19 protein-coding genes are annotated in these 21,428 nt (G+C 72.3%); 4 read left to right on the forward strand and 15 right to left on the reverse strand.

Going from position 1 to position 21,428, the window contains the following annotated elements; genetic code table 11:
* Nucleotides 1-153 precede the first annotated feature (153 nt).
* The 7 genes from truB to rimP form a co-directional block, all read right to left on the reverse strand.
* Nucleotides 154-1,062: a tRNA pseudouridine(55) synthase TruB gene (truB, locus tag ACF059_RS00120; protein WP_392049500.1), complete on the reverse strand. Its 909-nt coding sequence runs from the start codon at nt 1,060-1,062 to the stop codon at nt 154-156.
* Complete coding sequence (gene rbfA / locus ACF059_RS00125; protein ID WP_030161465.1) at nt 1,059-1,511, reverse strand: 30S ribosome-binding factor RbfA; 453 nt, start codon at nt 1,509-1,511, stop codon at nt 1,059-1,061. The genes truB and rbfA overlap by 4 nt, the downstream gene beginning before the upstream one ends.
* 28 nt (nt 1,512-1,539) lie before the next feature.
* A complete protein-coding gene (locus ACF059_RS00130; RefSeq protein WP_030651158.1) occupies nt 1,540-1,833 on the reverse strand; it encodes a DUF503 domain-containing protein in 294 nt (97 codons plus the stop codon).
* Nucleotides 1,834-2,017: 184 nt separating this feature from the next.
* A complete protein-coding gene (gene infB, locus ACF059_RS00135) occupies nt 2,018-5,149 on the reverse strand; it encodes a translation initiation factor IF-2 (protein ID WP_361948704.1) in 3,132 nt (1,043 codons plus the stop codon).
* A gap of 151 nt (nt 5,150-5,300) precedes the next feature.
* On the reverse strand, nt 5,301-5,588 hold the full coding sequence (locus ACF059_RS00140) for a YlxR family protein (RefSeq protein WP_366864832.1): 288 nt from the start codon (nt 5,586-5,588) through the stop codon (nt 5,301-5,303).
* 146 nt (nt 5,589-5,734) lie between these two features.
* Nucleotides 5,735-6,745, reverse strand: coding sequence for a transcription termination factor NusA (gene nusA, locus ACF059_RS00145; RefSeq protein WP_392049505.1), 1,011 nt, complete (start codon nt 6,743-6,745; stop codon nt 5,735-5,737).
* 2 nt (nt 6,746-6,747) lie between these two features.
* The gene (gene rimP / locus ACF059_RS00150) at nt 6,748-7,245 is read right to left on the reverse strand and encodes a ribosome maturation factor RimP (RefSeq protein ID WP_361948713.1); all 498 of its coding nucleotides are present in this window, start codon (nt 7,243-7,245) and stop codon (nt 6,748-6,750) included.
* A 168-nt stretch (nt 7,246-7,413) separates the two neighbouring features.
* Here rimP and ACF059_RS00155 point away from each other — a divergent pair, with 168 nt between their 5' ends.
* Genes ACF059_RS00155 through ACF059_RS00170 form a run of 4 tightly spaced genes read left to right on the forward strand, consistent with a single transcriptional unit; the run spans nt 7,414 to nt 10,437 of the window.
* Complete coding sequence (locus tag ACF059_RS00155; protein WP_392049508.1) at nt 7,414-7,950, forward strand: hypothetical protein; 537 nt, start codon at nt 7,414-7,416, stop codon at nt 7,948-7,950.
* A complete protein-coding gene (locus ACF059_RS00160; RefSeq protein WP_392049511.1) occupies nt 7,947-8,387 on the forward strand; it encodes a ferritin-like domain-containing protein in 441 nt (146 codons plus the stop codon). The genes ACF059_RS00155 and ACF059_RS00160 overlap by 4 nt, the downstream gene beginning before the upstream one ends.
* A gap of 34 nt (nt 8,388-8,421) precedes the next feature.
* Nucleotides 8,422-9,324: an aminoglycoside phosphotransferase family protein gene (locus tag ACF059_RS00165; protein ID WP_392049514.1), complete on the forward strand. Its 903-nt coding sequence runs from the start codon at nt 8,422-8,424 to the stop codon at nt 9,322-9,324.
* A gap of 42 nt (nt 9,325-9,366) precedes the next feature.
* Entirely contained in the window at nt 9,367-10,437 is a 1,071-nt protein-coding gene (locus tag ACF059_RS00170; RefSeq protein WP_392049517.1) for a slipin family protein, read from the forward strand.
* Between the two features lie 224 nt (nt 10,438-10,661).
* Here the strand turns inward: ACF059_RS00170 and ACF059_RS00175 are convergent, their stop codons facing one another.
* From ACF059_RS00175 to ACF059_RS00210, 8 genes are all read right to left on the reverse strand, one after another.
* Nucleotides 10,662-12,359 carry a proline--tRNA ligase gene (locus tag ACF059_RS00175; protein WP_392049520.1) on the reverse strand — a complete coding sequence of 566 codons (1,698 nt, stop codon included), beginning with the start codon at nt 12,357-12,359 and terminating at the stop codon, nt 10,662-10,664.
* Nucleotides 12,360-12,425: 66 nt separating this feature from the next.
* Nucleotides 12,426-12,968, reverse strand: coding sequence for a GNAT family N-acetyltransferase (locus ACF059_RS00180; RefSeq protein ID WP_366864840.1), 543 nt, complete (start codon nt 12,966-12,968; stop codon nt 12,426-12,428).
* Nucleotides 12,969-13,028: 60 nt separating this feature from the next.
* On the reverse strand, nt 13,029-13,874 hold the full coding sequence (locus tag ACF059_RS00185) for a GNAT family N-acetyltransferase (protein WP_366864841.1): 846 nt from the start codon (nt 13,872-13,874) through the stop codon (nt 13,029-13,031).
* A gap of 137 nt (nt 13,875-14,011) precedes the next feature.
* The gene (gene ispG / locus ACF059_RS00190; protein ID WP_360902978.1) at nt 14,012-15,169 is read right to left on the reverse strand and encodes a flavodoxin-dependent (E)-4-hydroxy-3-methylbut-2-enyl-diphosphate synthase; all 1,158 of its coding nucleotides are present in this window, start codon (nt 15,167-15,169) and stop codon (nt 14,012-14,014) included.
* Nucleotides 15,170-15,344: 175 nt separating this feature from the next.
* Nucleotides 15,345-16,646: a M50 family metallopeptidase gene (locus ACF059_RS00195; protein WP_392049524.1), complete on the reverse strand. Its 1,302-nt coding sequence runs from the start codon at nt 16,644-16,646 to the stop codon at nt 15,345-15,347.
* The gene (gene dxr / locus ACF059_RS00200) at nt 16,643-17,896 is read right to left on the reverse strand and encodes a 1-deoxy-D-xylulose-5-phosphate reductoisomerase (RefSeq protein WP_392049527.1); all 1,254 of its coding nucleotides are present in this window, start codon (nt 17,894-17,896) and stop codon (nt 16,643-16,645) included. Before dxr ends, ACF059_RS00195 begins: the two co-directional genes overlap by 4 nt.
* Nucleotides 17,897-17,916: 20 nt before the next feature.
* The gene (locus ACF059_RS00205) at nt 17,917-19,233 is read right to left on the reverse strand and encodes a hypothetical protein (RefSeq protein WP_392049530.1); all 1,317 of its coding nucleotides are present in this window, start codon (nt 19,231-19,233) and stop codon (nt 17,917-17,919) included.
* A 105-nt stretch (nt 19,234-19,338) separates the two neighbouring features.
* Nucleotides 19,339-21,282 (reverse strand): acyl-CoA dehydrogenase family protein, encoded by a 1,944-nt coding sequence (locus ACF059_RS00210; protein ID WP_392049533.1) that lies wholly within the window; start codon nt 21,280-21,282, stop codon nt 19,339-19,341.
* Nucleotides 21,283-21,428 lie beyond the last annotated feature (146 nt).

The raw sequence follows: 21,428 nt of genomic DNA on the forward strand, positions 1-21,428 counted from the left end.
CCCTCCATTCACTCCGAGCGCCTGCTCGGACGGGTGAATACGGGGCTCCGGGTGGATAGAGACCTACCCGAGGGGGGTCGTGGAGCGGTGAACGGCAGACCATGGGCGCTCACCGCTCCACGTCGACGAAGCCGACGGAGACGTCCGTCGGGTTCAGACGAAGACCGCGAGGGACTTCGCCTTGCCGCCCTTGCTCTCGACGAGCCCGAGCAGCTGGCCCTGCGGCCCGAAGACCGCGACCGTGCGGCCGGCCTCGTACTCCTGCGGCATGTCGATCCGCACGCCGTTGGCGAGCAGCGAGGCCCGCCGGGCGTCCAGGTCCCAGCGCGGGAAGGCGGCCGCGGCCGCCTCGCCGATCGGCATGACGGTCAGCTCCTCCTGGAGCTGGTCCAGCGTCCGCGCCCGGTCGAGCTTGTAGGGGCCCACCCGGGTGCGCCGCAGCGCGGTGAGGTGGCCGCCGACGCCGAGGTCGGCGCCCAGGTCACGGGCGAGGGCGCGGATGTACGTACCGCTGGAGCAGACGACGGAGACGACGAGGTCGACGACCTTGGTGCCGTCCAGGGCCTGCGCCTCCCGCATGTCGTACACCTGGAAGGAGGAGACGGTCACCGGCCGGGCCGGGATCTCGAAGTCCTCGCCGTCCCGCGCGCGCTTGTAGGAGCGCACGCCCTTGATCTTGATGGCGCTGACCTTGGACGGGACCTGCATGATCTCGCCGGTCAGCTTGGCGACGCCCGCGTCCACGGCCTCCCGGGTGACCCCGCCTGCGTCGATGGAGGAGGTGATCTCGCCCTCGGCGTCGTCCGTCAGGGTGTTCTGGCCCAGGCGGATCGTGCCGAGGTACTCCTTCTCCGTGAGCGCGAGGTGGCCGAGGAGCTTGGTGGCCTTCTCGACGCCCAGGACCAGCACGCCCGTCGCCATCGGGTCGAGCGTGCCCGCGTGGCCGACGCGGCGGGTCTTGGCGATCCCGCGCATCTTGGCGACCACGTCGTGCGAAGTGAAACCGGACGGCTTGTCGACGATGACCAGGCCGTCCGGAGTCTTCCCTGCGTTGGTGCTCATTCCGCGGCTGCGTCCTCGTCGTCCTCGTCGCCCGGCTTCTTGTACGGGTCGGCGTCGCCGGCGTACTGGGCTCCGGAGGAGACCTCGCGCACCTGGGCGTCCGAGGTGCGCGCCTTCTCCAGGAGGTCCTCGATGGTCTTGGCGTTCTCCGGGAGGGCGTCCGCGACGAAGGTCAGGGTGGGCGTGAACTTGGTCCCCGCCGCCCGGCCCACCGCGGAACGCAGTACGCCCTTGGCGCTCTCCAGGCCCGCAGCCGCGCTGGCCCGGTCCTCGTCGTCCCCGTAGACCGTGTAGAAGACCGTGGCCTCCCGCAGGTCGCCGGTGACCCGGGTGTCCGTGATGGTCACGTGCGTACCGAGGCGGGGGTCCTTGACACCACGCTGCAGCTTCTCGGCCACCACCTCCCGGATGAGGTCCGCCAGCTTCTTCGCCCGCGCATTGTCGGCCACTGGTCCGTCTCCTTCTTATGTCTTGCTATCAGTCTTCATCACCGTGGAGGCGCCGTCGTACGGACAGCAGCTCCACTTCCGGACGGGCCGCGACCAGCCGCTCGCAGCGGTCGAGTACGTCCGAGAGGAACCCCGCGTCCCCACTCACCAGGGCGACCCCTATACGGGCCCTGCGGTGCAGGTCCTGGTCGCCCACTTCAGCCGCGCTCACGGAGAACTTGCGTTGGAGCTCGGCGACGATGGGCCGGACGACGGAGCGTTTCTCCTTCAGCGAGTGGACGTCGCCGAGGAGCAGGTCGAAGGACAGAGTCCCCACGTACATGCAGTTCCGGATATCCCGCCGGTGCGGGTTCGGTGGCCTGCCGGACCGTCGCCCGGCAGGATCACCCGGGCGCTCGTGCGGCCGGGTCACCAGAACCGTACACGCAACGGCCGGGGCCGATCGACGGATATTCCGCCGACCGGCCCCGGTTACGAGTTACGACACGGTGCGAACCGCCTCGCGCTTACGCGCGGGGCTTCTCGCGCATCTCGTACGTCGCGATGACGTCGTCGATCTTGATGTCGTTGAAGGAACCGAGGTTGATACCACCCTCGAAGCCCTCGCGGATCTCGGTGACGTCGTCCTTGAAGCGGCGCAGACCGGAGATGGTGAGGTTCTCGGCGATGACCTTGCCATCGCGGATGAGACGCGCCTTGGTGTTGCGCTTGACCTCGCCGGACCGGATGAGGACACCGGCGATGTTGCCCAGCTTGGACGAGCGGAAGATCTCGCGGACCTCCGCCGTACCGAGCTCGACCTCTTCGTACTCCGGCTTGAGGAGACCCTTCAGGGCCGCCTCGATCTCCTCGATGGCCTGGTAGATCACCGAGTAGTAGCGGACGTCGACGCCCTCGCGGTCCGCCATCTGCGCGGCACGGCCGGCCGCACGGACGTTGTAACCGATGACGATGGCGTCGGAGCCCATCGCCAGCGAGATGTCGGACTCGGTGACCGCACCCACACCGCGGTGCAGGACGCGGATGTCGACCTCTTCACCGACGTCGAGCTGGAGCAGCGAGGACTCGAGAGCCTCGACCGCACCGGACGCGTCGCCCTTGATGATGAGGTTGAGTTCCTGGACGAGACCGGCCTTGAGGACCGAGTCGAGGTCTTCCAGGGACACCCGGCGGACACGCTTGGCGAAGTTGGCGTTGCGCTCACGCGCAGCACGCTTCTCGGCGATCTGACGGGCCGTACGGTCCTCGTCGACGACGAGGAAGTTGTCGCCGGCGCCGGGGACGTTGGTGAGACCCAGGACCAGGACGGGGGTCGACGGACCCGCTTCCTCGACGTTGTTGCCCTTGTCGTCGAGCATGGCGCGCACTCGGCCGTAGGCGTCGCCCACGACCATCGTGTCGCCGACGCGGAGGGTACCGCGCTGGACGAGGACGGTGGCGACGGCGCCGCGGCCGCGGTCGAGGTGGGACTCGATCGCAATACCCTGAGCGTCCTGCTCCGGGTTGGCGCGCAGGTCGAGCGAGGCGTCGGCGGTGAGGACGACGGCCTCCAGCAGGGAGTCGATGTGCAGACCCTGCTTGGCGGAGATGTCGACGAACATCGTGTCGCCGCCGTACTCCTCGGCGACCAGACCGAACTCGGTGAGCTGACCGCGCACCTTGACCGGGTCGGCACCCTCGACGTCGATCTTGTTGACCGCGACGACGATCGGGACGCCGGCGGCCTTGGCGTGGTTGAGCGCCTCGATCGTCTGCGGCATGACGCCGTCGTTGGCCGCGACCACGAGGATCGCGATGTCGGTCGACTTGGCACCACGGGCACGCATGGCGGTGAACGCCTCGTGACCGGGGGTGTCGATGAAGGTGATGCGACGCTCTTCGTCGTTGACCTCGGTGGAGACCTGGTACGCACCGATGTGCTGCGTGATGCCACCGGCCTCGCCCGCGACGACGTTCGTCTTGCGGATGGCGTCGAGCAGTCGGGTCTTACCGTGGTCGACGTGACCCATGACGGTCACGACCGGCGGACGCGGCATGAGGTATTCCTCGCCGCCCTCGTCCTCGCCGAACTCGATGTCGAAGCCCTCGAGGAGCTCGCGGTCCTCTTCCTCCGGGCTGACGATCTGGACGACGTAGTTCATCTCGCCGGCCAGCATTTCGAGCGTCTCGTCGGAGACGGACTGCGTGGCGGTGACCATCTCGCCGAGGTTCATCATCACGGCGACGAGCGACGCCGGGTTGGCGTTGATCTTCTCCGCGAAGTCGGTGAGGGAGGCACCGCGCGACAGGCGCACGGTCTCGCCGCCACCGCGCGGCAGCATCACGCCGCCGACGGACGGGGCCTGCATGGCCTCGTACTCCTGGCGCCTCTGACGCTTGGACTTGCGACCACGACGGGCCGGACCACCGGGACGGCCGAAGGCGCCCTGCGTGCCACCACGGGCACCGGGACCACCGGGACGCCCGCCGAAGCCGGGACGACCGCCGCCGCCGGCACCGGCCGGACCGCCGCCGAAGCCGCCGCCACCGGGACGCGGGCCGCCGAAGCCGCCACCGCCGCCGGGACGCGAGCCCGGACCGGCCGGACGGCCTGCGAAGCCGCCGCCCGCGGGACGACCGGCGCCGCCGCCGGGACGGGCACCGCCCGCACCGGGACCACGGCCACCGGGGCCGCCACCGGGACGGGGACCGGGACCACCGGCAGCGGGACGCTGCGGCATCATGCCCGGGTTCGGACGGTTACCACCGGGAGCACCACCTGGACGCGGGGCGCCGCCCTGCGGACGGGGCATGCCGCCGGGGGTCGGACGACCTGCGCCGGCACCCTGCGGACGCGGAGCGCCGCCGGGGCCGCCCTGCGGGCGGGGAGCACCCTGGCCGCCACCGGCGCCGGGGGCACCGGGACGGGGAGCGCCGGCCGGACGGGGCGCCTGCGGGCGCGCCATGCCGGTGGAGCCACCAGAGGTGAAGGGGTTGTTGCCCGGGCGGGGACCCGCCGGACGGGCACCCTGGGGACGCGGAGCCTGAGCGCCGGGGGCGCCGGCGGGGCGCTGCCCCTGGGGAGCGGCACCGGCCGGGCGCGGGGCGCCGGGACGGGCGCCGGCCTGGCCACCCTGGCCCTGCGCCGGACGCTGCTGCGCCGGACGGGGGCCGGGAGCCGCGGCGGCGGGACGCTCGGTGCGCGCCGGGGCGGCGGGAGCCGCCGGCGGCGCGGAGAACTCGGTCGCCACGGGAGCCGCCGGAGCGGGCTTCGGGGCGGCCGGAGCCTTCGGGCCGGGACGCGGGCCGGAGGCGGCCGGAGTCACCGGGGCGGGCGCTGCGGCGGCCGGGGCCTCCGCGACGACCGGCTTGGGGGCCGGTGCGCCGGGCTTCGGCGCAGCGGGACGTGCAGTCGCACCCGGGGTGGGCGCCCCGGGCTTGGCGGGGGCGGCCTTGCGGGGCGCACCCGGCTTCGCAGCGGACTTGCCGGCGTTGCCGCCGGGACCCTGCAGTGCGTCGGTCAACTTGCGCACAACCGGCGCCTCGATCGTCGAGGACGCCGAACGGACGAACTCACCGAGTTCCTGGAGCTTGGCCATGACGACCTTGCTCTCAACTCCGAACTCCTTGGCGAGTTCATATACCCGGACCTTAGCCACTTCGCTCCTTTTAGGTCCGGGTTACGCCGGACCGTTGCTACTTCATGGGCGTACTCATCGCGTACTCATCGAGTGCTCATCGCAATCTCGACCTACTTCCAACTCGCGAGGTACCTGACCGCACGGGGCATCCGTGCCGTTCTCTTCTGTCTTACGGTGTCGCCCCGGCCGCAACGGCCAGGGCTGTGCGCAGCGCCGCCGTATCGAGCGCTCCGGCGGACCGGAGGGCCCGGGGAAACGCGCGCCGTCGGACCGCCTGGTCGAGGCAGACCACGGCGGGGTGCACGTAGGCACCCCGGCCGGGCAGCGTACCGCGTGGATCGGGGACGCATTCGTCCCCGATCGCCACGATGCGCAGCAAATCGCTCTTGGCCGCTCGCTCCCGACACCCCACACAGGTGCGTTCGGGGCATGCGCGGGCTTGCGTCCGGCCAGACACGCCTAAGTCTACCTCCCCGCACCGACCTCTCTCCCGACAAACGGCGGGAGAGAAATCGAACGGCTGTTGTGTTGTCCTGATCCACCACCGCCGGAGCGGTGGCCGTGCACCTGTCTACCGTCCGGGTAGCCCCGGCCGGTACCGGTTTATTCCCCGCCCCGGTCCCGGTCCGCGTCCGGGGACGCCTCGGTGTCGGGACGGATGTCGATGCGCCAGCCGGTGAGCCGCGCGGCGAGGCGGGCGTTCTGGCCCTCCTTGCCGATGGCCAGCGACAGCTGGTAGTCGGGGACGGTCACCCGGGCGGAACGCGTGTCCCAGTCGACGACCTCGACCTTGCTCACCCGGGCGGGTGACAGCGCGTTCGCGACCATCTCCGCCGGGTCGTCCGACCAGTCGACGATGTCGATCTTCTCACCGTGCAGTTCGGCCATCACGTTGCGCACACGGCTGCCCATCGGGCCGATGCAGGCGCCCTTCGGGTTGAGGCCCGAGCGGGTGGACCGTACGGCGATCTTGGTGCGGTGACCGGCCTCACGGGCGATCGCCGAGATCTCGACGCTGCCGTCGGCGATCTCCGGGACCTCCAGCGCGAAGAGCTTCTTCACCAGGTTGGGGTGCGTGCGCGACAGGGTCACGGACGGGCCGCGGACACCCTTCGCCACGCGCACGACGTACGCCTTCAGGCGCAGGCCGTGCGTGTACTCCTCACCGGGGACCTGCTCCTGCACGGGCAGGATGGCCTCCAGCTTGCCGATGTCGACGAGGACGTTCTTCGGGTCCTTGCCCTGCTGGACGACGCCGGTGATGACGTCACCCTCCCGGCCGGCGAACTCGCCGAAGGTCAGGTCGTCCTCGGCGTCGCGCAGACGCTGCAGGATCACCTGCTTGGCGGTCGTCGCGGCGATCCGGCCGAAGTCCGACGGGGTGTCGTCGAACTCCTTGGGCTCCTGCCCCTCTTCGAGGTCCCTCGGGTCTTCCGTCGCCCACACGACCACGTGACCGTTGGTGCGGTCCAGCACGACGCGAGCGCGGCGGAAGCTCCCCTCGGTCCGGTGGTACGCGATGAGGAGGGCCGACTCGATCGCTTCGACGAGCAGGTCGAAGGAGATCTCCTTCTCCCGGACCAGACCCCGCAGGGCACTCATGTCGATGTCCACGGCTACGCCTCCTCTTCCTTCTTGTCCTTGCGGTTGAACTCGATCTCGACACGCGCCTTGGCGATGTCGGTGAAAGCAATGCGGCGGGCGGTGGCCTTGCGGCCCTTCACGCCCGGAACTTCGAGGTCCAGTCCCTCGTCGTCGACGTCGAGGATGCGGGCGATGACTTCCCCGCCCTCCGCCAGCTGGAACTTCACGAGACGGCCGATGGCCCGTACGTAGTGACGGTGCTCGGTCAGCGGGCGGTCGGCGCCCGGCGAGCTCACTTCGAGGACGTACTCGTCCTCGCCCATCACGTCGGTTTCGTCGAGCTTGTCGGAGACCTCGCGACTCAGCTCCGCACACGCGTCCAGTTCCACGCCCTCGTCGGAGTCCACGATGATCCGCAGCATCCGGCGCTTGCCCGCCCGTGACATCTCGATCTCTTCGAGGTCCAGGCCCTTGGCGGCGACGAGAGGCTCCAGCAGTCCGCGCAGCCTGTCGCTCTGGGTCGTGCTCATCCGGGTGACTCCTCGGCCGCGTGTGCTGTTGTGGTTTCCGTCGTGTGTCAGGTCAAAGGGTATCCGGTGTCGGAGGGTGTTGCCGTCCGCGCTGTGGACGGGGCCCCCGGGTACCGTGATCACACCCTGCCCCGCCACCAGCCCGGTCATCACCCGAAGGACGCCGCCGTGCCCTGGACTCCGCCTTTGAGACCCTCGCGCAGGAGCCTGCTCACCGGCGCCGCCGGTGCGGTGGGCGCCGCACTGCTCGCCGGGTGCTCCGACGACCGCCCGCCCGGTGGCGACACCGGAATTCCGCTCGAACGGCGGATGCGGGAGGCGGCCGTTCGTGACAGTACGCGACTGCTGGAACGTTACGACGCCACCGCCGCCGCCCATCCGGCCCTGGCCGGGCGGCTCGCGCCGCTGCGCGCCGCCGTCGCGGCGCACACCGCCGCCCTGTCCCCGACCTCCACGGGCTCGCCGTCCGCCGCCGCGTCCGTCGCCGCGGGTGCGGCCGCGCCCGCGTCGAGCGGCGAGCCGGTGCCCCCGGTGGCCGCCGAGGCGCTGACCGCGCTCGCGGACGCCGAACGGAGCCTGTCCGAGGCCCGGACCATCGACCTGGCCGGAGCTCCCGGGGAGCTGGCGCGGATGCTGGCCTCGGTGGCCGCCTGCGGCGCCGTCCACGCCCACCTGCTGACCTCGACTCCGGGAGCCGCTTCGTGAAGCCCGAACCCGCCGCCCCCGGCCCGGTCCTGGAGGCCGCGCAGGCCGCGCTCGCCGCCGAGCACGCGGCCTCCTACGGCTACGGGGTGATCGGCGCCCGCACCACCGGCGCCCGCGCGACCGAGGCCCGCGAGGCGTACGGCGCCCACCTCGCGCGGCGTGACGCGCTGACCCGGACCGTACGGGAGCTGGGGGGCGCGCCCCGGCCCTCGGCGGCGGCCTACGCCCTGCCGTTCGAGGTGCGCACCGCGGCCGACGCCGAGCGGCTGGCCGCCGACATCGAGGACCGGGTGGCGGGCGCGTACGCGGACCTGGTGCGGTCGGCGGAGGGCCCGCTGCGCCGCGAGGCGGCCGACGCGCTGAGCGCCGCGGCCGTGCGGTCGGCGCGCTGGCGCGGCGCAGGCGTAGCCTTCCCTGGGCTCCCGGAACGCGCGTAAGGAGCTCTCACCAGCTGAAAGGGACCACGCACGCATGGCTTTCGAACCGCCGCAGCGGCTCGTACGGGCGCTCGGCGAGATGCCGGGGACAGCGCAGGACGCGGACTGGCTGGGGCAGTTGCCCCGGCTCACCGAGGCCGCGCTCTCCCGGCGCGGGCTAAGGGCCCATCGGGTCCAGGCCCCGGGCGGGCGCAGCAGCGTGGTCGTCCTCGTGACGTACGCCGACGGGACCCCGGCCGCCCTGAAGCTGGCGCCGCCGCACGCCCGGCCCGACCGGGAGCTGGCCGCGCTGGCGCACTGGGGCGGCTTCGGGGCCGTACGGGTCCTCGACACCCGCCACCACGAGGAGGACGGGGCGCTGCTGCTGGAGCGGCTGCACCCGGAGGTGTCGCTGCGGTCGCTGCCGGAGACGAAGGCGCTGCTGGAGGCCAGCGGGACGCTGCGCAGGCTGTGGGTGGCCCCGCCGGCCGGGCACGGCTGGGAGACGGTGGCGGAGCGCACCGCGCGCCAGTCGCAGGCGCTTCGGGCGGCCCCGGCGGAGGTCCGGGCGCTGGCCGACACGGCCCTGGCGATGCGCGAGGAGCTGCTGGCGGCTCCGCCGGAGGAACTGCTGCTGCACGGGAACTTCCGGCAGGGCAAGGTGCTGGCGGGCGAGCGGGCGCCGTGGCTGACGGTGGGCCCGGAACCGCTGGTCGGCGAGCGGGCGTACGACGTGGCGCGGCTGGTCCGGGACCGGCTGGAGGACCAGGTGGCCTCCTCGGCGGGGGCGGGCGGGGCCCGGCGCCGGGTGAACAAGTTGGCCGACGCGCTGGAGGTGGACCGGGAGCGGCTGCGGGGCTGGACGCTGTTCCGGGCGGTGGAGTCGGGGAACCGGGCGCTGGCCGCGGGGCGGCGCCGGGATGCGGAGCTGCTGCTGGAGTTCGCCGCCTGGTTGTAGGGCATACCGTAGGAAAAGAGGTATGTCGGGCAGGGGGCCGTCATGGTCGAAGAACTGCTGACAGCGGGAATCGCCGCGGCCGTGGGCGTCGCCGCGTACCTGGGCGCCGCGGCCCGGGTGGTGAAGCAGTACGAGCGGGGTCTGGTCTTCCGCTTCGGTCGGCTGCGGGACGAGATCCGGCCGCCGGGCTTCACGGTGATCGTGCCCGGGGTGGACCGGCTGCGGAAGGTCAACATGCAGATCGTGACGCTGCCGGTGCCGGCCCAGGAGGGCATCACCCGGGACAACGTCACGGTGCGGGTGGACGCGGTCGTGTACTTCAAGGTCGTGGACCCGGCGAGTGCGGTGGTGGCGGTGGAGGACTACCGCTTCGCCGTCTCGCAGATGGCGCAGACCTCGCTCAGGTCGATCATCGGTAAGTCGGACCTGGACGACCTGCTGTCCAACCGGGAGATGCTCAACCAGGGCCTGGAGCTGATGATCGACAGCCCGGCGGTGGGCTGGGGCGTGCAGATCGACCGGGTCGAGATCAAGGACGTCTCGCTGCCGGAGACGATGAAGCGGTCGATGGCCCGGCAGGCGGAGGCGGACCGCGAGCGGCGGGCCCGGGTGATCAACGCCGATGCGGAGCTGCAGGCCTCGCACAAGCTGGCCGATGCGGCCGCGGTGATGTCGGACCAGCCGGCGGCGCTGCAGCTGCGCCTGCTCCAGACGGTGGTGGCGGTGGCCGCGGAGAAGAACTCCACCCTGGTCCTGCCGTTCCCGGTGGAACTCCTGCGCTTCCTGGAGCGCGCGGCCCCGTCGCCTGCGGCGCCGCTCCCCGAACAGGAGGCTGCCCCGGGCCCGGGTCCCGGCGGGGTCTCTTCCTGGCTCCCCGAACGGGAGGCGACGGGCACGGCCCCCGAAACGGTCCCGCCTGCGGCGAGGCTCCCGGAGCGGGAGGCGGCCACCGGCACGAGCCCCGGCGGGGCCGTCTCTCCCGAAGACCCGGCTGCGGCCGGCCCGGCTTCCGAAGGCCCCGGGCCGGCCGCGGTCGACGACGCGACGGGGGTCGGCTGGTCCCTGGACGGCTCGCCGCCGCCCGCGGCGGAGCCGGACCCGCCGCGCGGGTAGGGCGGCCGGCCGCTGCGCGGAGCCGTACCCCACCCCGCCCTTCCACCTCCCCCAGACTCCGTCCGGGGGGACCCCCACCCGGGCTCCGCCCGGACCCGCGCCTCAATCGCCGGCGAGGCTGAAATGGCCCGGGCAGCCCTTCCAGCCTCGCCGCACATCCAGCCCCGCCGGCGTTTGAGGCGCGGGGTCCGGGGCGGAGCCCCGATCCCTCAGCCTCGCCGGCGTCAGGGCGTCAGGCGGGACAGGGCTTCGGGCAAGGGGAGTTCTTCGCGGGTGCCGGTCGCGCGGTTCTGCAGTTCGACCACCGACTCCGCGGAGCGACGGCCCGCCACCAGGATCCACGGCACGCCGATCAGCTCCGCGTCCGTGAGCTTCACCCCGGGCGACAGGCCCGGGCGGTCGTCCAGCAGGACCCGACGCCCCGCCGCGGCCAGCGCGGCGGCGGCCTCCTCCGCCAGCGCGAGCGGCACGGCCTTGCCCGCCGCCACCACGTGGACGTCGGCCGGGGCCACCTCCGCCGGCCAGCACAGCCCGCGCCCGTCCGCCGTCTGCTCGGCCAGGGCCGCCACCGCGCGGGAGACGCCGATGCCGTACGAGCCCATCGTGACCCGTACCGGCTTGCCCTCCTTGCCCAGCACGTCCAGCCCGAACGCGTCCGCGTACTTGCGGCCCAGCTGGAAGATGTGGCCGATCTCGATCGCCCGGTCGAGCTTCAGGCCGGCGCCGCAGGACGGGCAGGGGTCGCCCGGTTCCACGACCACCACGTCCAGGTACCGGTCCACCTCGAAGTCGCGTCCGCAGACCACGTTCCGGGCGTGCGTGTCCGCCTTGTTGGCCCCGGTCACCCATGAAGTGCCGGGCGCCACACGGGGGTCGGCCAGGTACCGGACCTTGTCCAGGCCCTGCGGGCCCACGTAGCCGCGTACCAGATCGGGCCGGTCCACGAAGTCCTCGGCCGTCACCAGCTCCACCACCGCCGGGGCCAGGTGCTCGCCCAGTTTGCCGAGGTCCACCTCCCGGTCGCCCGGTACGCCCACGGCCACGATCTCGCCGTCCACCTTCACCAGCAGGTTCTTCAGCGTCGCCGAGGCCGGCACCCCCAGGTGCGCCGCCAGGGTCTCGATCGTCGGGGTGTCCGGGGTGTCCACCTCCTCCAGCGCGGGGTGCTCCCCCGCCGCCGGGACCAGGGCGAAGGTCACGGCCTCGGTGTTCGCCGCGTAGTCGCAGGAGGGGCAGTCCACGAAGGTGTCCTCGCCCGCCTCGGCGGGGGCCAGGAACTCCTCCGACGCCGAGCCGCCCATCGCCCCCGACACCGCCGACACGATCCGGTGGTCCAGCCCGAGCCGGGTGAAGATGCGGACGTACGCCTCGCGGTGGAGCCGGTAGGACTCCGCCAGGCCCTCGTCGGACACGTCGAAGGAGTACGAGTCCTTCATCTGGAACTCGCGCCCGCGCAGCACGCCCGAGCGGGGCCGCGCCTCGTCCCGGTACTTGGTCTGGATCTGGTACAGCATGACCGGCAGGTCCTTGTACGAGGTGCACTGGTCCTTCACCACCAGCGTGAAGATCTCCTCGTGGGTCGGACCGAGCAGGTAGTCCGCGCCCTTGCGGTCCTTGAGGCGGAAGAGCAGGTCCCCGTACTCCGACCACCGACCGCTGACCTCGTACGGCTCCCTGGGCAGCAGGGCGGGGAGCAGCACCTCCTGGGCCCCGATCGCGTCCATCTCCTCGCGGACGATGCGCGAGACGTTGTCCAGGACCCGCTTGCCGAGCGGCAGCCACGTCCACACCCCGGCCGAGGTGCGCCGGACGTAGCCGGCGCGGACCAGGAGCCGGTGGCTGAGGGTCTCGGCGTCGGCCGGGTCCTCGCGGAGGGTCTTGGCCATGAGGCGGGACATGCGCTGCACGTGAGAAGTGGACATGACGGGAGGCTACCGGGGCCCCTCGCGGCCCCGGAAATCAATTCAACGGCCGGCCGCGGCGCCGCCTCAGCGCCTCTTCAGCGGCAGCGGGGCCCCCATCACCGCGTACGGGAGGCTCGCGCTCGGGAAGTGGACCTGCAGGGCGAGGTCGGCGTAGCCGAGGGCCCGGTAGAGCCCGCGGGCGGGGCTCTCGGTGTCGATGGCCGAGAGGATCGAGCGGGGCTCGTCGGCGCCGTCGGTGAGACGGGTGATCAGCTCGCGGCCGACGCCGTGGCCCTGGAAGCCGGGGTGGACGTGCAGCTCGGTGATCACGAAGGAGTCGTCGAGCCAGTCCTCGTGCCCGCCGGCCCGCAGGTACGGCGCGACGATCGTGGACCACCAGTGCGTCCGGTCGTTCGGCATGCCGTAGACGAAGCCGGTGAGCGCGCCGTCGTCGGTGAACGCCCCCAGGGCCCGGGCTCCGCGGCAGGTCATGTGGCGCTGGACGATGTAGCGCCGGATGCCGACCTCCTCCTCGCTGAGGCCGAAGGCGACGGCCTGCACGCGCAGGGCCTCGTCCACGCGGGCGGCGAGGTCGAGAGGGCCGATGCGGAGTCCGGTAGGGAGCATGCCGCGACCTTACTTCCGGTACGTCCGCGCCGGAATGCCGTCAGCCGGATCTTGTCCGGTTCAGAAGAGGACGCTCATGAACGCGCCGACCTCCTGGAAGCCGACGCGGCGGTACGAGGCCCGCGCGGCGGCGTTGAAGTCGTTCACGTAGAGGCTGACCACGGGGGCCACGTCGCGCAGCGCGTAGGCGACGACGGCGGCCATCCCGGCCTCGGAGTGGCCCCGGCCGCGGAACTCGGGGGCCACCCACACGCCCTGGATCTGGCAGGCGCGGGCGGTGGCGGCGCCGATCTCCGCCTTGAAGACGACCGTGCCGTCCTCGACGCGGGCGAAGGAGCGGCCGCCGGCGACCAGCTCGGCGACGCGGGCCTGGTAGAGCAGGCCCCCGTCCCCGGCCATCGGGGAGACGCCGACCTCCTCGGTGAACATGGCCACGCAGGCGGGCATGATCAGGTCCATCTCGTCCTTGCGGACCCGGCGGACCAGGGGGTCGGGCTCGATCGTGGTGGACGGGCTCTCGATGGTCATGAGCGGCTGGTGCGGGCGGACCTCGCGGGCCGGTCCCCAGGTGGGCTCCAGGAGCTGCCACAGCAGCCGGGTGGGCCCGGCCGGACCGACGATGGAGGAGCACCGGCGGCCGGTGCGGCGGGCGCGGTCGGCGAAGGCCCGTACGGCGTCCGGCTCGGCGCAGACGGGGACCAGGTTGGCGCCCGCGTAGCAGAGCGAGCGCAACTCGCCGTGGGCGTACCAGCCCCACATCTCGCCGCCCAGGCGCCAGGGGTCGAGCCCGGCGACCTGGACCCGGGAGGCGACGAAGGCGTTCTCGACCGGCTCGCGTCCGAGGATCTCGAGCGCGGCGTCGAGATCACTGGGCTCGAGGACCCGGGTGGTGGTCTGCGTCAACACTGGGGCCTCACCATGCAAGTCGCTGATCTCCGCACTGTACCCGGCGATGCCAGACGATGCCGCGTCCGCGGTCACGGAAAAGCCCCGGCCCCGCCCGCGAGCTGCGGGAACGGGGCCGGGGCGGCACCTCGCGGTGCCTAGACTCCGATGGCGACGGTCGGCTCGCCGCTCATCACGCCGTCCTTCTCCATCTGCTCGGCGATCTTCATCGCCTCTTCGATGAGGGTCTCCACGATCTTCGACTCGGGGACGGTCTTGATGACCTCGCCCTTGACGAAGATCTGGCCCTTGCCGTTGCCGGAGGCGACGCCGAGGTCGGCCTCGCGGGCCTCGCCCGGGCCGTTGACGACGCAGCCCATGACCGCGACGCGCAGCGGGACCTCCATGCCCTCCAGGCCCGCCGTGACCTCCTCGGCCAGCTTGTAGACGTCGACCTGGGCCCGCCCGCAGGACGGGCAGGAGACGATCTCCAGGCGGCGCGGCTTGAGGTTCAGGGACTCCAGGATCTGGATGCCGACCTTGACCTCCTCGACCGGCGGGGCCGAGAGGGAGACGCGGATGGTGTCGCCGATGCCCTCGGAGAGCAGCGCGCCGAAGGCGACGGCGGACTTGATGGTGCCCTGGAAGGCGGGGCCGGCCTCCGTGACGCCGAGGTGCAGCGGGTAGTCACAGGCGGCGGCGAGCTGGCGGTAGGCGTTGACCATCACGACCGGGTCGTTGTGCTTGACCGAGATCTTGATGTCGCTGAAGCCGTGCTCCTCGAAGAGGGAGGCCTCCCACAGCGCGGACTCGACCAGCGCCTCCGGGGTGGCCTTGCCGTACTTCTTCAGCAGCCGGGCGTCGAGCGAGCCCGCGTTGACGCCGATGCGGATCGGGGTGCCCGCGTCCTTGGCGGCCCGCGCGATCTCCTTGACCTTGTCGTCGAACTGCTTGATGTTGCCCGGGTTCACGCGGACCGCGGCGCAGCCGGCGTCGATCGCGGCGAACACGTACTTCGGCTGGAAGTGGATGTCGGCGATGACCGGGATCTGCGACTTCTTCGCGATCACGGCGAGTGCGTCGGCGTCGTCCTGGGTCGGGCAGGCCACGCGGACGATGTTGCAGCCGGAGGCGGTGAGCTCGGCGATCTGCTGGAGCGTGGCGCCGATGTCGGAGGTACGGGTGGTGGTCATCGACTGCACCGATACGGGTGCGTCGCCACCGACGGCCACGGAACCGACCTGGATCTTGCGGCTGACCCTGCGGTCGGCAAGCTTCGTCGGCACGGCCGGCATTCCGAGAGAGATGGCAGTCATCTGCTGTGCAACCCCAAGGTGTGGATCAAGGTCCCGAATTCGGCGGGCTCCAGCCTTCGAGATTACGCCAAGCCCGGCGGCCCCCGTGCATCCGAGGGGGTGTGCCACCCGAATGTGGGGAGCCGGGCACGATGTGTGCCCGGCTCCGGTGGATCTGCGGCAGACGGCCCGAGGGCTAGGTGATCTTGATCGGGTTCACCACGTCCGCGACCATCACCAGCACGGTGAAGCAGATGAACACGCCGGCGACGACGTACGCGACGGGCATCAGCTTCGCCACGTCGAACGGGCCGGGGTCGGGGCGCCGGAAGATCCGCGCCACGGTGCGCCGGACCGACTCCCACAGGGCGCCGGCGATGTGCCCGCCGTCGAGCGGGAGCAGGGGCAGCATGTTGAACAGGAACAGCGAGAGGTTGAAGGCGGCCAGCAGGTTCAGGAAGAACACCAGCATGTGGCTGGCCGGGATGTCGAGGGCGAAGATCTCACCGCTGACCCGCGCCGCGCCGACGACGCCCATCGGGCTGTCCTGCTTGCGCTCGGCCCCGTTGAAGGCCGCGTTCCACAGGTCGGGGACCTTGGCGGGCAGGTCGACCAGCGACTGCACGCCGGCCTCCATCATCTCGCCCATGCGGTCGACGGACTGGCCGAAGGACTGCGGGACGTAGCCCTGGGCGGGGGCGAAGCCCAGGAAGCCCGCGGTGACGTACTGGTCCTTGACGTATTTGCCGCTGCCGTCGGTCTTGGCGACCTTGTTCTCGATCAGGTTGGCCGTGAGGTCCATGCGCCGGCCGGCCCGCTCCACGGTGATCGTGGCGGGGCCGACGGTGGCGCGGATGTCCTTCTGCAGGGCCGACCAGTCGCCGACGGCGCGGCCGTTGAAGGCGACGATCTTGTCGCCGGCCTGCAGGCCCGCCGCCTTGGCGGGGGCGGCCGGGTCCCCCGGGGCGCACTTGTCGCGCTTCTCGCTCTGCTGGATGACGCAGTCCGAGACCGTGGCGACCGAGGTGGTCTGGGTGTTCAGCCCGAAGGTCATCAGCGTGGTGAGGAAGATCGCCACGGCCAGGACCAGGTTCATGAAGGGGCCGGCGAACATCACGATCACGCGCTTCCACGGCTTGCGCGTGTAGAAGAGCCGGCTCTCGTCGCCGGGCTGGAGCTCCTCGTACGCGGCCGAGCGCGCGTCCTCGATCATCGACCGGAACGGCGAGGTGGAGCGGGCGGTGACCCGGCCGTCCTCGCCCGGGGGGAACATCCCGATCATGCGGATGTAGCCGCCCATGGGGATGGCCTTGATCCCGTACTCGGTCTCGCCCTTGTGCCGGGACCAGATGGTCGGGCCGAAGCCCACCATGTACTGCGGCACGCGAATGCCGAAGAGCTTGGCCGTGGACAGGTGCCCCAGCTCGTGCCAGGCGATGGAGACCAGCAGCCCGACGAAGAAGACCACGATCCCGAGCACCGTCATCAGTAGTGTCATGCGCGCGCCTCCGCGGCGGCCCGAGCCGCCATTTCCCGCGCCCGGGCCCTGGCCCAGGCCTCCGCTTCAAGGACGTCCTGGACGGTCAGGGAAGTTCCCGACTCCGGCGTCCCGTGCTCATCGACCACGGCAGAGACCGTATCCATGATTGCTGTGAACGGCAGCCGACCGGCCAGGAAAGCCTCCACGCACTCCTCGTTGGCCGCGTTGAACACGGCCGGGGCGGTGCCGCCGAGGGTGCCGACGTGCCGGGCCAGGTCCACCGCGGGGAAGGCCTCCGTGTCCAGCGGGAAGAACTCCCAGGTGGAGGCCTTGGTCCAGTCGAAGGCGGGGGCCGCGTCCGGGATCCGCTGCGGCCAGCCGAGGCCGATGGCGATGGGGCCGCGCATGTCCGGCGGGGTGGCCTGGGCGAGCGTGGAGCCGTCGGTGAACTCCACCATCGAGTGCACGTACGACTGCGGGTGGACGACGACCTCGATGCGGTCGAAGGGGATGTCGTAGAGCAGGTGCGCCTCGATGACCTCCAGCCCCTTGTTGACCAGGGTCGCGCTGTTCACGGTGATGACGGGGCCCATCGCCCAGGTCGGGTGCGCGAGCGCGTCCTCGACCGTCACGGCCGCCAGCTCGGCGCGGGTGCGGCCGCGGAAGGGCCCGCCGGAGGCGGTGACCACGAGCTTGCGGACGTCGGCGCGGGTGCCGGCGGCGAGCGCCTGGAAGAGCGCCGCGTGCTCGGAGTCCACCGGGATGATCTGGCCGGGCCGCGCGAGCTCCTTCACCAGCGGGCCGCCGACGATCAGCGACTCCTTGTTGGCGAGGGCCAGGGTGCGGCCCGCCCGCAGCGCGGCGAGGGTCGGCGCGAGACCGATGGAGCCGGTGATGCCGTTGAGCACGGTGTGGCACGGGGAGGCGGCGAGTTCGGTCGCCGCGTCGGGGCCGGCAAGGATCTCGGGCATCGGCTCGGAGGGACCGTACTGGGCGCTCAGCGCCTCTTTCAGGGCCGGTACGACGTCCTCGCGGGCGACGGCCACCTTCTCGACCCGCAGCCGCCGGGCCTGTTCGGCCAGCAGCCCGACGCGTCCGCCGGCGGCGGACAGCGCGGTGACCCGGAACCGGTCGGGGTTGCGCAGGGCGAGATCGATGGCCTGGGTGCCGATGGATCCGGTGGACCCCAGGATGACGATGTCCCGGCGGCCGGCCGCGGGGTCGAAGAGGAGGTGCGGATCGGCGAGGGGGGCTGGACGGTCGCTCATGCCCCCATTGTTGCCGCAAGTCAGATCGGCTCGGACACGGAGCCCCCGTCCGTGACCCGCAGGAGCAGGTGCGGGAGCGTTCCGGCGAAGTCCGGGAGCGTGAGGGCCACGCGCCACCAGGCGTCCGGATCGGCGCCGAGGGCCAGCGCGAACAGCCGGTCGGCCTCGGCGTGCGCGTCGAGCACCGGCGCGGTCCAGTCGTGCCGGTCGGGGTGGTCCACGTCGCCCAGCCAGTGGTCCTCGTCCAGGGCCCAGCAGGCGGGCGCCTTGTGCCGGATGACGTCCTGTCCGGTGAGCAGCCCGCGGGCCAGGCAGTCGCGCACCCACCGGATGTCCTCCTGGACGGACTCCATGGGCACCGCGAGGCTCGCCAGGGCCAGTTCGCGGTCGACTCCGCCCGCGGGGGGCTCGGCGGCCCTCGGGGCCAGGGAGCGCACCGCCGCGGCGAGCCCGCGGACCTCGGGTTCGCCGGCCGCCCCGGCCGCCTGCGGCAGGGTCCCCCGCACGATCCGGGCCACGAGCACCGGCAGGGTGCCGGGGAAGGCGGGGGCGCGGCGCAGCAGCTCGGCCCAGAGCCGGGGGTCGTCGCGCAGGGGGCGCAGCGCCCGTACGACGGCCGTCCGCATCCCGGCCCGCTCCGGGAGGGTCCAGCGCAGTCCCCTGGCCCCGGAGAGGTCCGCGAGCAGCAGGGTGCGGTGCGCGGGGGCGACGTGGGCGACGAGCTCGTCGAAGGTGAGCAGCCCCATCCGGACGGCCCGGACGGCGGGCCGGTACCACCGGTGGCCGGCCGCCTCCTGCGCGCCGGCGTCGAGCAGCGACCGGCAGACGCCGGGGGGCAGGCCGCCGACGAGCAGCAGGGCCTCGACCGCCGTGGGCGGCAGCGGGTCGCGGGCGTGTTCGCGCAGCAGCGTCGCGGTGTCCAGGTCGGGGTGCGGCATCCGCAGCAGGGTGAGGGGGATCCGGGGGCTGCGGCCGTGCCGGCGCAGCAGCGCGATCAGCTCGTCGGTGGTGAACGGTCCGGGGCCGACCGCGCCCAGCAGTTCGGGCGAGGGCCCGGGGTGGGCGGCGTAGCGCGCGGGGCCCGGCAGGCCGGGCAGCGGCCGTCCGACGACGCGCGGGTTGCGGGCGATGAAGTGCCGGTCGGCCTCGCCGCCGTGGCGCAGGAGCAGGGTGACGGTCGAGGCGGAGAGCCACTCGTCCCGGCACAGGTACTTGCGGGTGGGCCGGTCGAGCCGGCCGATCAGGTCGGTGACGACGTGGTCCGGTGCGTGGCGCAGCAGGTGCGCCACGCACCAGGCCAGCCGTCGGCTGGTGCGGTCTTCCTCGGCCGTCGGCATCGTTCTCGTCCGCCTCGTGCTGTGCTCGTACGGGCTGTGCCGGTCCACGACCGGCGCCCGTACTCATCCTCGTACGCCCGTCCGGCGTCCGGTGATGATCGCAGGTCAGCGGAAGGGGCGGTGCACGTTTTTCCCGGTGGAGGGTCCGGGGGCGGCGTCCGCGATCCAGGGGCCGTCGCCGGAGGGGTCCAGGACCCCGTCCTCCAGCCAGGTGTAGGTGCCGGACAGGACGCCCGCGACGACCTTGCGGTCGAGGTCGTCGGTGTTGGACCAGAGCCGGCCGAAGAGCTCCTCCACGCGCAGCCGGGACTGCTCGCAGAAGGCGTCGGCCAGCTGGTACGCCTCGCGGCCGTGCTCGCCGGCGGCGCGCAGGTGCTCGGCGCGGACGCAGGCCGCGCTCATCGCGAACAGTTCGGCGCCGATGTCGACGATCCGGCCGAGGAAGCCCTGCTTGGTCTCCATGCGGCCCTGCCAGCGGGACATGGCGTAAAAGGTGGAGCGGGCGAGTTTGCGGGCGCTGCGCTCGACATAGCGCAGGTGGGTGGCGAGGTCGGGGTGGCCGCTGGGGTGGAAGGCGCGGTAGGTGCCGGGGACCTGGCCGGGACCGGTGGCCAGCTTGGGCAGCCAGCGGGCGTAGAACCCGGCGGCGCGGGCGCCGGCCCTGGCCTTGTCGCCGAGCGCCTTGTCGGGGTCGATGAGGTCGCCGGCCACCGAGAGGTGGGCGTCGACGGCCTCGCGGGCGATCAGCAGGTGCATGATCTCCGTCGAGCCCTCGAAGATCCGGTTGATGCGCAGGTCGCGGAGCATCTGCTCGGCGGGGACGGCGCGCTCGCCGCGGGCGGCGAGCGACTCGGCGGTCTCGAAGCCGCGGCCGCCGCGGATCTGGACCAGCTCGTCGGCCATCAGGCAGGCCATCTCGGATCCGTAGAGCTTGGCGAGGGCGGCCTCGATGCGGATGTCGTTGCGGTCCTCGTCGGCCATCTGGGAGGCGAGGTCGACGACCGCTTCGAGCGCGAAGGTGGTGGCGGCGATGAAGGAGATCTTGGCGCCGACCGCCTCGTGCCGGGCGACCGGGCGCCCCCACTGCTCGCGGACGCCGGACCACTCGCGGGCGATCTTCAGGCACCACTTCCCGGCGCCGACGCACATGGCAGGAAGCGACAGCCGGCCGGTGTTGAGGGTGGTCAGGGCGATCTTGAGCCCGGCGCCCTCGGCGCCGATGCGCTGGTCGGCGGGGACCCGGACCTGGTGGAAGCGGGTGACGCCGTTCTCCAGGCCGCGCAGGCCCATGAAGGCGTTGCGGTGTTCGACGGTGATCCCCGGCGAGTCGGCCTCGACGACGAAGGCGGTGATCCCGCCGCGGTGGTTCTCGGACTTGGGGACCCGGGCCATCACGACGAGCAGGTCCGCGACGACCCCGTTGGTGGTCCACAGCTTCACGCCGTCGAGGACGTAGGCGTCCTCGCCGTCGGGCACGGCGGTGGTGGCCAGGCGGGCCGGGTCGGACCCCACGTCGGGTTCGGTGAGCAGGAAGGCGCTGATGGCGGTGGTGGCGCAGCGCGGGAGGTAGGCGTCCTTCTGCTCCTGCGTGCCGAACATCTTCAGCGGCTGGGGGACGCCGATCGACTGGTGGGCCGAGAGCAGGGCGCCGATGGCCGGGCTCACCGAGCCGACCAGGGCGAGCGCCTTGTTGTAGTAGACCTGCGTGAGGCCCAGGCCCCCGTACTTGGGGTCGATCTTCATGCCGAGGGCGCCGAGCTCCTTGAGCCCGCGCACGGTCTCGTCGGGGATCTTCGCCTCGCGCTCGATGCGCGCGCCGTCGATCGAGCTCTCGCAGAACTCCCGCAGCCGGGCCAGGAAGGCCTCGCCGCGCCGCACGTCCTCGTCCGCGGGGAGCGGATGGGGGTGGATCAGGTCGAGCCTGAACCGCCCGAGGAAGAGCTCCTTGGCGAAGCTGGGTTTGCGCCAGTCCTGTTCCCTGGCCGCTTCCGCGACCTGCCGTGCCTCGCGTTCGGTCACCTTGGGCTGTACGGGCTGTGTTGCGGACATGAGGGGGCTCACCTCGCCGCCGAGTCGGGTACACCGGATTACCAGCCGGTGCTACCTGTGAGTCGTACCCCGTTCACGCCCCCGGGAAAAGGGGGACGGCCTGGACCCCCGCACAGTAGGTCCAGGCCGTCGGCTCTTTGGCCGTA

Source organism: Streptomyces sp. NPDC016562 (genome assembly GCF_043076955.1).
GTDB lineage: Bacteria > Actinomycetota > Actinomycetes > Streptomycetales > Streptomycetaceae > Streptomyces.

What these genes read in the sequence shown, in the direction of transcription:
- truB (WP_392049500.1), bottom strand. Translation starts at nt 1,062, where the DNA reads ATGAGCACCAACGCAGGGAAGACTCCGGACGGCCTGGTCATCGTCGAC.
- ACF059_RS00130 (WP_030651158.1), bottom strand. Translation starts at nt 1,833, where the DNA reads ATGTACGTGGGGACTCTGTCCTTCGACCTGCTCCTCGGCGACGTCCAC.
- rimP (WP_361948713.1), bottom strand. Translation starts at nt 7,245, where the DNA reads ATGAGCACGACCCAGAGCGACAGGCTGCGCGGACTGCTGGAGCCTCTC.
- ACF059_RS00165 (WP_392049514.1), top strand. Translation starts at nt 8,422, where the DNA reads ATGGCTTTCGAACCGCCGCAGCGGCTCGTACGGGCGCTCGGCGAGATG.
- ACF059_RS00170 (WP_392049517.1), top strand. Translation starts at nt 9,367, where the DNA reads ATGGTCGAAGAACTGCTGACAGCGGGAATCGCCGCGGCCGTGGGCGTC.
- ACF059_RS00175 (WP_392049520.1), bottom strand. Translation starts at nt 12,359, where the DNA reads ATGTCCACTTCTCACGTGCAGCGCATGTCCCGCCTCATGGCCAAGACC.
- ACF059_RS00180 (WP_366864840.1), bottom strand. Translation starts at nt 12,968, where the DNA reads ATGCTCCCTACCGGACTCCGCATCGGCCCTCTCGACCTCGCCGCCCGC.
- ispG (WP_360902978.1), bottom strand. Translation starts at nt 15,169, where the DNA reads ATGACTGCCATCTCTCTCGGAATGCCGGCCGTGCCGACGAAGCTTGCC.
- ACF059_RS00195 (WP_392049524.1), bottom strand. Translation starts at nt 16,646, where the DNA reads ATGACACTACTGATGACGGTGCTCGGGATCGTGGTCTTCTTCGTCGGG.
- dxr (WP_392049527.1), bottom strand. Translation starts at nt 17,896, where the DNA reads ATGAGCGACCGTCCAGCCCCCCTCGCCGATCCGCACCTCCTCTTCGAC.
- ACF059_RS00205 (WP_392049530.1), bottom strand. Translation starts at nt 19,233, where the DNA reads ATGCCGACGGCCGAGGAAGACCGCACCAGCCGACGGCTGGCCTGGTGC.
- ACF059_RS00210 (WP_392049533.1), bottom strand. Translation starts at nt 21,282, where the DNA reads ATGTCCGCAACACAGCCCGTACAGCCCAAGGTGACCGAACGCGAGGCA.